The organism is Pseudomonas sp. PAMC 26793 (assembly GCF_000313235.1).
Taxonomy (GTDB): Bacteria; Pseudomonadota; Gammaproteobacteria; order Pseudomonadales; family Pseudomonadaceae; genus Aquipseudomonas; species Aquipseudomonas yamanorum.
The window spans coordinates 1-12,469 of the sequence record NZ_AMXG01000039.1 but is presented as its reverse complement, the minus strand read 5'-3'; the positions used below and the strand labels follow the sequence as shown (position 1 = coordinate 12,469).

Below are 12,469 nucleotides of genomic sequence, written 5' to 3'. Positions count from 1 at the left end.
TTTCGTGTAACCGTAACATTACCGTATTAACCCTTCGCTATCTGCTTAGTCTGCAATCACCACAATCGACACCCGGCGATTCTCGGTGCGCCCCGCCGCTGTCGTGTTGGACGCCACCGGTTCGCTGCTGCCCAGCCCGCGCAGCTGTACGTTTTCTTCTTTCATGCCGATGCTGGTCAGCACGTTGGCCACGCTTTTTGCCCGACGCAGGGAGAGTTGCTGGTTGTAGGTTTCCTTGCCCGAAGCGTCGGTGTGGCCGTCGACCCGCACGCGTTCAATGCCTACGCCCAACAGCGCCTTGCCGATGCGCTGGACGATCTCGGTGCTGGGGGCATTCAGGCTTTCGACGTCGCTGCCAAACAGTACCTTGCCCGACAGGCCGAAGGCCCAGCCCTCGTCAGTCAGTTCGAAGCCTTGCTGTTTGAGCACGGCGATTTGCGCCGGTGTCAGGCCTTTGGGCGGCGGTGTCTGGCAGCCACTCAGGGCGAGCAAGGCCACGAGCAAGGTGATGAATAAAAAGCGTGCGGTCGAGAACAAGGGATCAACTCCTGTGTTGTACGTTGGCGGCGGGGGACTCGGACTCCGCCGTTTGCTGGCCACCCTGGGAGAGCCGTTTGGCCTGGTACATCGCCGCGTCGGCGGCGTTGAGCAGGTTACCGGGCGTGGCACCATGATCAGGGTAGACGGCGATGCCGATACTGAGTGAGGTCAATACGTGGGCGTCGCCGGGCAGTGCAATGGGCGCGTCCATGCTGGCGATGATTTTTTCGGCAATGCGCTGGGCGTCCTCGAGTCTGTGCAGAGGCGACAGCAAGATGGCGAATTCATCGCCGCCCAGGCGTGCCACCAAATCGTCTTCGCGCAATTGCGCACGAATGCGCGCGGCCACTGCCACCAATACCGCATCGCCAGCGGCATGGCCGAAGTTGTCGTTGATGTCTTTGAAGCGGTCGCTGTCCAGAAACAATACCGCCACTTTCTCGTTGAGCTTGGCGGCGCTGCGCAAGGCGCGGATCAGCCGACCTTCGAAAAACGCACGGTTGGGCAGACCGGTCAGGCTGTCGTGGCTGGCCTGGTGGGCGAGGGTTTCGTTTTCGCTTTGCAGGTGGGTCTGCCAGGCTTCCAGTTCGTCGAGCAAAGCATTGAAGTCGTTGCCCAGGCTGTCGAGTTCGGCGATTTTCGCCGGCGGTACGCGCCGGTCAAACGCTCGCTCGCTGCGGGCGGCGTGGGCCACCGAGGCCAGGCTGTGCAACGGCCCGGTGATGCCGCGTAACAGGCGCCGCGCCAGATACAGTGCAACCCAGGCGCTGAGGGCGGTGCACACCAGAATCCCGGCGAGGCCGCTGAGCAGGAAGCGCAACAGGCTGCCGCCGTGGCCAGTCAGGTGCACACTGCCGATGACCTGGCCCTGGTGCAGGATCGGCTGGGTGATGGGCTGCTCGAGCAAGGCATGCGCCAGCTGCAGCTCAATCATCGACAGCATCCCGGTTTCCGGGCGCTCCCAATGTGCGAGTTGCTTGCCGTCGACGTTGAAGACTTCCGCCTCGGCCACCTCTTCCTCCGAGGCAATCACGGCCAATGCTTCAGTGGCCGCCGCGCTGTCGTTGAACACCACCGCCGCTTCCACGGTGTAGTTAATGGAGCGGGCGATCAGGTGCAGGTTGTGGTCGGCATACACCCGCAGCGCGAGCACGCCGAGCAGGGTCAGGGAGATACTGGCCATGCCGACTGCCAGCAGCGCCAGGCTCAGGTGTCCACGCCCGATCACCGAACGCAAGGTAGGCCGCACTGGCCCTTTATCAATACTCATGACCCCGGCGCTCGACGTCGGGACAGCTGCAGTACGCTCGGATGAATGCGCACACCGCTGCGGGCAACGGAGTCAAGGTTGACCTCGAACGACACCTGCTCGTCGGCCACCCGTAGGCAGAACAGGCTGCCCACGGTGCATTGGTCGCCGCCTTCGCTGATGCTGAGCACCGGATGGCCGATCAGTGATGCGAACAGGCGGCTGCGCTCGTCGCTGGTCAATTGGCCGATGTAAACGGCATCGCAGGCATTGGCGATGTCCGGATGGTCAGCCAGCAAACGCCGGACCACTACCGGACGGCCGGTAGCCTGGGTGGTGCCTTTGACCAGGTCATCAGTGTATTGGGTCGGCCCGACGATGCACAGGCGCAATTGCGCGGGCTCTACCGGCCAACGGGCGTAACTGAGGATTCCGAGGACCACCTGCGTGACCGACTTGGCTCGCTGATCAGCCATGCCGGCGGGGGGCTGGGCAAAAGCAAGAGGCGTGAAGATCCACAGAAGCGCCAACAGCAGCATTCGTCTCCAGCTCAAACTTCGCTCTGTGGGCGAAACAGCCACGTTCATGCAGCGATTCTCTTTGATCTTCTCGGGATGATGCCGCAACGATAGCACAACGGCGAAAAACCCCCGAGGCGACACCCAGGAGGATTCCGACATTTTATTAAGAAAAATCACACATTTGGATCAGAAATTTAGATGACACATCGGTCAACTTCTTTATTGATCAAGTGCCCAGTTCCAGCATCAGCCCACTCAAGCGCTTCACCTTGCGACTCACCGCCTCTTCAAATACGCCCCCTCGGGGTTCGATCAGGCTGAACCAGTCCTTGGCCCGGGTGATGCCGGTATAAATCAACTCTTTGGTTAGCACCGGGTTCAGGGCATCCGGCAGAATCAGTGCGGTGTGGGTGAATTCGGAGCCTTGGGATTTGTGCACCGTCATCGCATAGACAGTTTCCACATCGTTGAGCCGGCTGGGCAGCACAAAGCGCACGCCGCCCTGCCCATCGTTACGCGGGAACGCCACGCGCAGCACCTGTGGCCCACCGTCGCTCTCGGGCAGTTTCAGGGCGATGCCGATGTCGCCGTTCATCAGGCCAAGGCCGTAATCGTTGCGGGTCATCAACACCGGGCGGCCTTCGTACCACTGCTGATCGCTGTCGATCAGCCGGGCCTTGAGCAGCGCGGCGGTGATGCGCAGGTTCAAACCCTCGACACCCCACGGGCCCTTGCGTACGGCGCAGAGCAGCTGGAATGCGTCGAAGGCTTTCAGCAGCTTTTGCGCCCAGAGCGTCCAGGCTTCGTCATCCCGTGGCGTGTCGAGGGACGGACGCGCGGTCTGTAGCAGCTTCAGGTAATAGCGATAACCGAGGGCACCGTCACCATGGCCGTCCAGCACCAGGCGCTCCAGAGCATGGTCGTGCTCGCCCTTGAGGCTGACGCAAAACAGATCGGCATGGCTGCGGGCGGCCAGCAGTTTGCGGGCCTGTTCAGGGTTTTGCTGGTTGACCCAACGGGCCAATTGGCCGATACCACTGCCTTCGCCGAAACGCCGCGAGTAACGCAGCATTACCACTTGTTGCGCCAAGGGGTGGCTACCGTCGAGGTCTTCCTGCAAGCCGCTGGCGCCGAGGTCTTCGCCGCTGACCTGTTGCAGCCACTGGCGGGTGTGCCGGCTGTAGAAACCCGCTTCGGCATCGCGGCACAAATCACCCAGCACCGCACCGGCTTCAACCGAGGCCAACTGGTCCTTGTCGCCCAGCAGCACCAGGCGCGCGTGAGTCGGCAAGGCGTCCAGCAGGTTGGCCATCATTTCCAGGTCAATCATCGAGGCTTCGTCTACCACCAGCACATCCAGGGGCAACGGATTGCCGATGTGATGCCGGAAGTGTCGGGTTCCGGGCCGGCTGCCCAGCAACCGGTGAACGGTGGTGACCTGGGTCGGAATTTTTTCCTTCACCACATCCGGCACTTTCAGCGATAACACTTGCTGGCTGATGGATTCGGTCAAGCGCGCGGCCGCCTTGCCGGTGGGTGCCGCCAGGCGGATGCGCAAAGCGCTGCCCGCTTCCACTGCAGGTGCCTGCAACAGCGCAAGCAAGCGCACCACCGTGGTGGTCTTGCCGGTGCCAGGGCCGCCGGTGACGATGCTGAATGCACCGCGGGTGGCCAAGGCGCAGGCGAGTTTTTGCCAGTCGACGACGCCGTCCGGAGGGGCCTGGTCGAACAGGCGATTCAAACGCTCGGGCAGATCGTCGGCAACGCTTTCGCGGGTGGCAAGTCGCAGGCGCAAAGCGCTGTCGATGCGCCGCTCGTAAGTCCAGTAGCGGCGCAAATACAGGCGTTTGCCCGACAGCACCAGTGGCCGGCTTTGCGCGTCCTCGCTGCCATCGACGGCCAGTGCCACCAGGCGGCTGGCGGCCAGGGCATGGCACCAATGGGCGCCGTCCAGGCCGTCGAGCAATTGCGATGGCAACAGCATGACGCCGGTTTGCGCATCGCCTTCGGGCGGCAGCGACAGAGCAAAGTCCGGCGCCTTGAGGGTTTCGAACAGGTCCAGGCACACGTGACCATGGCCCAGTTGGTGACTGGTCAGGGCTGCGGCCAGCAACACCAGAGGATCAGCCTGGGGATCAAGCTCATGGAGAAAGCCGACGAAGGCTTTATCCAACGCGCGCAACCAGCCGCGCTGCACCCAAAGATCGAGCAATTGCACCAGGTCGGCGGCGCGGCTGAGGGGCGTCAGCGCCTCGAGCGGTAACGGCGACAGGCTCATAGCAGCTCTCCTTGTTCCCAGGCGGGCTCGGCCTTGGGTGGTAGCGGTTTGCCTTGGAACAGCAGGTCCAGGCTTTCGATCAACTCCCGGGGCGGACGGGTGAAATACGCACCCTGGCTCGCGGAATGGGTGCCCCGCAGGAACAGGTACAACGCGCCACCGACGTGGCGGTCGTAGTCGTAATCCGGCAGGCGAGCCTTGAGCTGGCGATGCAGAGCCAGCAGGTAGAGCACGTATTGCAGGTCATAACGATGATCGAGGATCGACAGTTCCATGGCCTGTTGTGTGTAGGCCGAATCATCCGGACCGAGCCAGTTGGATTTGTAGTCAGCTACGTAGTAACGGCCTTCGTGTTCGAAGGTCAGGTCGATAAAGCCCTTGAACATGCCGTTGAGCAGCACCGGTTCGGCGGCCACGCGGGATACGCCATTGTGAGTGTGCTTGCACACCAGTTTGTCGAGCGCGAGGACATCGACCTTGTGACTGGCAAACCAGAATTCCATTTCGATCTGGTAGTGCTGCAACTCATTGAGGGCCATCTGCCCGTTGCCCAGCGGCAGCCGGGCTTGCAACAGGTGCCCGAGCCAGCCGCCGAGGGTGCCGATCCAGCCTTCCCAACCGCGTCGGTTGCAACGCCGGGCGACCGCATCTTCGATGGCCTCCGGAGCAACGTTGAAGCCTTCGCCGCCCGCCCACTCCAGCAGCCCATGGAGGAAGGTGCCGGGGTTTGGCCCGCGTGGGAAACGGTGAATATCGCCGCCGGAAGCCGGCACTTCTCGCGGGGCATCCGGGTCAAGGCGTTCGTCGTCGAACAGCTTCTGCGCTTGTGGGCTTTCCGGCGCCTCGAGGCTGTCGGCGCTCATGCTTTCGCCGATGCGCAGGGCACTGTAGGAGGCGATCCACCAGTTTTCCGCGGCCTTGCGTTTGGGCAACAGCGGCGCGAGCAAAGTGGCTTCGTTGCGCGGCGGGTGGAATATGACCGCATCGGCTTCGGGCATTTCTGCGTAATGCAGCGCCGGGCAACCTTCCTGCAGGTCGAGCAGCCAGCGGGCCAGGCCGGCGGACTCGCCCAGTGAAGCACCGCCGCCGAGCAAGTAGCCCAAGGCCGACAGGTGCAACACCGAGCTGTTGTTATTGCCGCGCTTCAGGTCTGCGATCCCCAACCAGCAAGCGTGTTTGGCACGGGTCAGCGCCACGTAAAACAGGCGCAAGTCTTCGGCCAGACGTTCATCGTCGGCCTGGGCAATCAACTCGGCGGTAGGCCTGAGGCTGACCTGGGATTTGCCGTTTGCGTCGTGGTAATGCAACGGCAAGCGGCTGCCATCCACCGGTTTTGCCGAGCAGATGAACGGCAGGAAGACCAGGTCGTATTCCAACCCCTTGGACTTGTGGATCGTCACCACTTTGACCAGTTGCTCATCGCTTTCCAGGCGCAGGATCTGCTCTTCACCGGCCTGGCCGGAGAGCGCGAGATGTTCGGCCAGATGGCGAATCAATGCCTGCTCGCCGTCCAGCTCTGCGGCCGCCTGTTGCAACAATTCCGAGAGGTGCAGCAGGTTGGTCAGTACCCGTTCGCCATCGCTGCGGGTGATCAGGGTTTGCGGTAATTGGAAGTCGTGCAACAGGCGACGCAGCATCGGCAGCACGCCTTGGGTGCGCCAGATCGTGCGGTAGTCGCGGAACTGCATCACGCGTTTTTCCCACGCGAGTTCGTCCTGGTTCAGACGCTCCAGTTCCGGCAATGACAGGTTCAAGGTGACGCAGGCCAAGGCAGCGCGCAGCGGGCGCTCGACGTCCGGCTCGGCGCAGGCTTTGAGCCAGGCCAGCAGGTCGTGAGCTTCCTGGGCGGCGAACACCGAATCTTTATCAGACAGGTAAACGCTGCGTACGCCACGGGCCGCCAACTCACTGCGCACGGCTTGGGCTTCCTTGCCATCGCGTACCAGGATGGCGATGTCTGACGGCAGCACGCCCTTGAAGCTACCGTCTTTGCTCAGGAATCCCGCAGTACCCTGCTGGCCGCCGTTGAGTAATGCAACGATTTGGCTGGCGCACGTCGCGGCCAGCTGTTGGCGGTAGAGCACGCTGGAGATCGGCTGGTCGGTGGGCAAGTGCCAGAGGTTCAGCGCGGGCAACGTCTGACCGTTGACCTGCAGTTGTTCCTTGCGGCCTTGGGACAATACCGACTGGAACGGCACCGGATTCGTACCGTCGGGTTCGCGGAACAGGAATGCACCACGGCCTTTTTCGGCGCGCTGGAACACATGGTTTACCGCCTCGACCATGGCATGGCTGGAACGGAAGTTGGTGCCCAGGGTGTGATGGCGGCCGGTAGTGGATTGGCGCGCGCGCAGGTAGGTATAGATATCGGCGCCACGGAAGGCGTAGATCGCCTGCTTCGGGTCGCCGATCAGGAACAGGCCGCTGTCGAGGTGGTTTTCTTCGATGCGGTAGATGCTGTCGAAGATGCTGTATTGCACCGGGTCGGTGTCCTGGAATTCATCGATCAGGGCGACCGGGAATTGCTCGCGGATCACACTGGCCAGGCGCTCGCCGCCGTCGGCCTGCAGGGCGGCGTTGAGGCGGATCAGCATGTCGTCGAAGCCCATTTCGGCGCGACGACGTTTTTCTTCTTCGAAGCGTTTTCCTACCCAGCCGGCGGCGTGTTGCAGCACGGCGGCATCCGGCGTTGGCAGGGCGTCGAGGCTGACCTTGAGGCTGGTCATGGCGTCGATACCCGGATGGCTTGGTGGCTCGCCTTTCCAGGCTTCGGCCATGCCGTCGGGCGTCAGGCGGGTAAAGCCGGTGCCGATATCCAGTTGCTCGAGAGATTCATCAGCCGCCCAGGCGCTGATTTTTTCAAACCAGGGCTCAAAGTAACGCGCTTGCATCTTGCGGCCATCGACGGCTTTGGCGGCAACGGCCTGCAGGCAAATGTTGCGCAACTCTTCTGCCCATTGTTGCCAGGGCGCCTTGAGTGCGACGAGGGCTTGGCGGCGTTCTTGTAGGCATTCGTTGATCAGCTCGGCGGGGGCGCGAGTTTCATCCGTGGGCCGCTCGCTGTTGAACAACGCGCGTACCCGTGGCATCAGCGCTGCCGGGCCGCCCCAGTTGTTGCGCACCCAGTTCAATGCATCGTCGTGCATCGGGTAGCAGAACAGTCGCCAGTAGTCGCGTAGCACTTCACCGAGCAGGTCGCTGTGGTCGGTTTCCAGAGTCTGGGTGAACAGGCTGCCGCTATCGAAGGCGTGTTCGCGCAGCATGCGCTGGCACCAACTGTGGATGGTCGAGACGGCGGCTTCGTCCATCCATTGGGCAGCGATGTCCAGGCGATTGGCGCAGCCGGGCCATTGTTCGGGGCTGTATTGGTCGCGCAGTTCGGCGATCAGTGCATCGGGTTCTTCGATTTCTTCACGGAAAAAACGCGCGGCTTCCGCCAGGCGGATACGGATACGTTCGCGCAGCTCTTTGGTGGCGGCGTCGGTGAAGGTCACGACGAGAATTTGCGGGGGCAGTAACTCGCGGCCGAAGCCCGATTCGTCACCACCGTGGCCGAGTACCAGACGCAGGTAGAGCGCCGAGATGGTGAACGTCTTGCCCGTGCCGGCACTGGCTTCGATCAGTTGGCTGCCTTTAAGCGGGAACGCCAGGGCCAGGGGTTTCGTGCCGCTCATGCGCTGGCCTCCGCGCTGGTGAGTGATCGCCAGGGGGCATTGATCAACGGTCGATACAGGGTTTCGCACCAGCCTTCGAACTCTTCGCTGGCCTTCAAGGCGGCATAGTCCGGGAACTGGCGGGTGAGCGCGGGACTTTCACGGCGCTCGCCGTCGGTGGTTTGGCCGTCGCCTTCGTAGGCTTTGCTGGCGGCGGCTTGCGCTTTGGCCGGGTCGGTTTGGCCGAGCCAGGCGAACGCTGTTTTAACGGCGATCGGCAGTGGTTCGCTCATGCCGGTTTTCCAGGCAAGCAGCAGGTTGCCAAGGAGCTCTTGGGCGGTGGCTTGCTCCAGCGGGGCCAGCAGCAGCGTGTCGTCGCTGGCGACCAGGCCGGTACTTAGCGGGAGGCCGCAGGCGCAAGCCACCAAGTGGTTCACCCACGGGCGAATCAGGCGATGCCACTTGCGGGTCTTGATCGAGCCGATGCTGTTGGGGATGGCGGTGACGCTTAGAAAGCTGCCGTCGCTGCGTTGGTGCAGGCCGCTGATCCAACCCTCCAGTTGGATGCCTTGATGCTCAAAACTGATCGGTTCAGCACTGGTGTGCGGAGTTGGCCAGAGAGCCAGGAGTTGCTGATAACGTTGCAGCAGATCAGGCAAAGGTTCTATCAGTTCTTTACGCAGGCATTCGCCGAAACCAACCATCGGCAACAAGCCACTGCCTTGCAGGCGCAGGGCCTGGGCGTTGAGGGCTTCGTCGAGGTTGTCGGGGCGAGTGAGTGCCGCCGTGAGCAAGCTGTCGCTCAAGCTGTAGCGCTGCAGTGCGTCGAGGACGAAGGGTTCTTCATCTTCCAGCGGAACTTCGGCGGCTTCGAAAAACACTTTCAGGCGCTGGCTGAAGAAGTGTTTGACCGGGTTGCGCAAGAAGTCCTGCAGTTGGCCGAGGCTCAGCGGTTCTTCCTGGATGTAGGGTGCGAGGCTGCCGGTATCGGGCAGGCTGTCCGGGGTTGCGTGGAGCAACTGCCATTCGCGGGCGTAGCTGAACAGCTCGTCACCTTCGTGGAAGTAGCGGGCGCTGAAGGGCTGGAGCGGGTGTTCCTGGGTGGTGGCTTTCAGGAGGGGTTCGCCATCGGTGGTGTGCCAACCGCTGGCGATGTGGTCGCGCAACTGGCCGATCAGGACGGATGCCGGACGATCACTGTTGTCGCGGATGCTGCGGCCGACCCAACTGATGTAGAGCTGGTCGCGGGCCGAGAGCAGGGCTTCGAGCAGCAGGTAGCGGTCGTCTTCGCGCCGTGATCGATCACCTGGGCGGTAGTCGCTGCCCATCAGGTCGAAGTCCAGCGGCGGTTGCGCGCGCGGGTAGTCGCCGTCGTTCATGCCCAGCAGGCACACCAGCTTGAACGGGATCGCACGCATGGGCATCAGGGTGCAAAAATTGACAGCACCTGCGAGGAAGCGTTGCGACAGTCGGCCTTGATCGAGGCCTGCCAGCCAGGCCTCACGGACTACGGTCAGGGGTAACTCGTCGTGCAAGCCTACGGACTCGCAGGTCTCCAGCCAGGTTTCTCTCAGTTGCTCGAGTTGGCCCAGGAGGTAGTCGTCGTGCTCGTTGCTCGGGAGGAAAAACAGCTGCATCAGATTTTGCAGGCGCTCGCCCCATTCTGTCGGCGCGGCGGGTTGTGACAGTGCCTGGTGGGCGTCGTGCAGTGCGTCGAGCAGCGCGACCAGCGGACCGATCAAGGCAGCGTCGAGGCCGCCGATTTCATCGTAAGGCTCGATGCCGTCGCAGGCAGATCCCGTACCGACGGCGTAGCCCAGGAGCATGCGGCGCAGGCCGAAACGCCAGCTGTTTTGCTCCAGCTCCTGGGGCAAGCCGAGACCCGCACGTTGTTCGGCGTTGAGGCCCCAGCGGATACCTGCGCCTTCGATCCAGCGGTGCAGGGTCGGCAGGTCGCGCTCCTTGATGCCGAAGCGTTCGCGCAGGGCCGGGACGTCGAGCAGGTCGAGGATTTCGCTGACCGGGAAGCGGCTGTCGGGGAGCTTGAGCAAGTGTTCGACGGCGATCAGCAATGGATCGCGGCCGCGCTGGCCTTGGTCTGTAAGCGTGAACGGAATAAAGCGTAGGTCGTTTCTTTCAAGCTGGCCGAATACGGCACGAATATGCGGCGCGTAGCTGTCGACGTCGGGGACCATGACGATGATGTCCCGTGGGCGCAGCGTGGGGTCGGCGCTGAAGCGTTGGAGTAGCTGGTCGTGGAGGATTTCTACTTCCCGTTGGGCGCTGTGGGCGATGTGGAAGCGGATGGAAGTGTCGCGCTTCAGGTCGACGCTTGGCCAGAGTTCGCGGGTTTCGTTGAGCGGGCGCAGTTCGAGGATGTCGTCCTGGAGTTGGTTGAGCAAGGTGGTGGGCTCGCTTTCGCTGAACAGATCGATACGGCCGTCGCGGAATGCCGAGCGGTAACTGTTGGGGTCGTCGTAGCTGTCCAACAGGTTGATGTAGTCGCGACCTTGCTTGCCCCAGGCAGCGAGCAGCGGATGGGCGTGCTGGTGCAGGGTTTGCGGGTCGATGGTGACCGGCATTCCGGCTTTGCGGGCCTGGCGTTTGTATTCGTTTCGGAGCAGGTCTTTGTCGGCAACGATGTCGGACCAGTGGTGGCGACAAGGGTTGTGCACGCACAGCAGCACTTGGCTGAAACGGGCGAGGCCGGCCAGCGCTTCCAGGGCTTGCGCCGGCAAGGAGGAAATACCGAAAACGATCACGCGCGAAGGTAGGCCGGCGGGCGCTTGTTCGAGGGTGTTGATGCGCTCGATAAAGCGCTGGTGAACGCCGGCGCGACTCTGGGCCATGCCCTCCTCTCCGACATCCAGCAGCAGGGCACGCCATAGTTCAGCTTGCCAGCAGTTGGCTGGGCTCAGGGGTTTGGATTCACCTCGACCATTGCGTAGTTGATGACGACCGGCAGCCCAGTCTTCCAGCCAGTCGGCACGGTAGACCTGGTATTGGTCGAACAGGTCAGCCAGGCGTTCTGCCAGTTGGTAGCGTTTGCGCAGATCCGTGTCGTGGGTCAGGAAGCGTTGCAGGGGTTCGAAGTGGGGCTGGTTGATCAGCTCGGGAAGCAGGCGCATGAGGCGCCAGGTCAGTGGGGCTTTATCCAGCAGGGACTTGGCCGGGATTTCATCTTTGCCCAGGACCATGCGATAGAGCTGCCACATGAAGCTGCCGGGAAGTTGTACGTCGATAGCCGCAGCGATGCCGCAACCGCCCATGTCGTCATCTTCAGGGTCTTCTGCCAGCGCCAGTTTGAGCCATTGGGCAATGCCGTTGCTTTGTACCAGAGCGATTTCGTTTTCGAGGGGAGCCAGCGGGTAACGACGCATCCAACTGACAACCAGGCTGCGCAGCTCATCCAGGCGGTTGCCGTGAACCACCATGAATCCAGCACTGAGGGACGTCGCATCCGGCATAACGGCTTCCTTGAGAAAAGCAAAATCGAGGGATGGACTTTAGCATTGAAGGCAACCGCAGGCTGCAAGTGAGGAACACTTGGGGACGCTCGCGATACTTTCCGACCGCCCAAAACAAAACCCCTGATTGCGTTAGCAATCAGGGGTTTCGGAATTTAATCTTGACGATGACCTACTCTCACATGGGGAAACCCCACACTACCATCGGCGATGCATCGTTTCACTGCTGAGTTCGGGATGGGATCAGGTGGTTCCAATGCTCTATGGTCGTCAAGAAATTCGGGTACTGAGTCGTGACCAGATGGCCTCGCTTCAGCAAATTGGGTATGTGATAGCTTTCGGTGTTTGTGAGATTCGAACTTTCGGTTCGTTTCGTCTTCACACACCGCAATCTGGTGCTCTTTCGCTTTTCAGCTCGAAGCATACAAATTGCTTGGGTGTTATATGGTCAAGCCTCACGGGCAATTAGTATTGGTTAGCTCAACGCCTCACAGCGCTTACACACCCAACCTATCAACGTCGTAGTCTTCGACGGCCCTTCAGGGAACTCAAGGTTCCAGTGAGATCTCATCTTGAGGCTAGTTTCCCGCTTAGATGCTTTCAGCGGTTATCTATTCCGAACATAGCTACCCGGCAATGCCACTGGCGTGACAACCGGAACACCAGAGGTTCGTCCACTCCGGTCCTCTCGTACTAGGAGCAGCCCCTCTCAAATCTCAAACGTCCACGGCAGATAGGGACCGAACTGTCTCACGACGTTC

The 12,469-nt window shown here is 61.7% G+C and carries 6 protein-coding genes and 2 rRNA genes; all 8 read right to left on the bottom strand.

The features are described 5' to 3' along the window. Positions 1 to 45: 45 nt before the first annotated feature. Entirely contained in the window at positions 46 to 537 is a 492-nt protein-coding gene (locus D109_RS0120300) for an OmpA family protein (protein WP_017478484.1), read from the bottom strand. A 4-nt stretch (positions 538 to 541) separates the two neighbouring features. Then, positions 542 to 1,810, bottom strand: a complete 1,269-nt coding sequence (locus tag D109_RS0120295) for a diguanylate cyclase domain-containing protein (RefSeq protein ID WP_026078105.1) — start codon at positions 1,808 to 1,810, stop codon at positions 542 to 544. Continuing rightward, a complete protein-coding gene (locus D109_RS0120290) occupies positions 1,807 to 2,376 on the bottom strand; it encodes a YfiR family protein (RefSeq protein ID WP_026078104.1) in 570 nt (189 codons plus the stop codon). Before D109_RS0120290 ends, D109_RS0120295 begins: the two co-directional genes overlap by 4 nt. A 160-nt stretch (positions 2,377 to 2,536) precedes the next feature. After that, a complete protein-coding gene (gene recD / locus D109_RS0120285) occupies positions 2,537 to 4,588 on the bottom strand; it encodes an exodeoxyribonuclease V subunit alpha (protein ID WP_017478481.1) in 2,052 nt (683 codons plus the stop codon). Then, a complete protein-coding gene (gene recB / locus D109_RS0120280) occupies positions 4,585 to 8,262 on the bottom strand; it encodes an exodeoxyribonuclease V subunit beta (protein WP_017478480.1) in 3,678 nt (1,225 codons plus the stop codon). Before recB ends, recD begins: the two co-directional genes overlap by 4 nt. Then, complete coding sequence (recC, locus tag D109_RS0120275; protein ID WP_017478479.1) at positions 8,259 to 11,708, bottom strand: exodeoxyribonuclease V subunit gamma; 3,450 nt, start codon at positions 11,706 to 11,708, stop codon at positions 8,259 to 8,261. Before recC ends, recB begins: the two co-directional genes overlap by 4 nt. Before the next feature lie 159 nt (positions 11,709 to 11,867). Beyond that, positions 11,868 to 11,983: ribosomal RNA gene (gene rrf / locus D109_RS0120270) — 5S ribosomal RNA — on the bottom strand. A gap of 169 nt (positions 11,984 to 12,152) precedes the next feature. Further along, a 23S ribosomal RNA gene (locus D109_RS0120265) occupies positions 12,153 to 12,469 on the bottom strand; the annotation flags it as partial.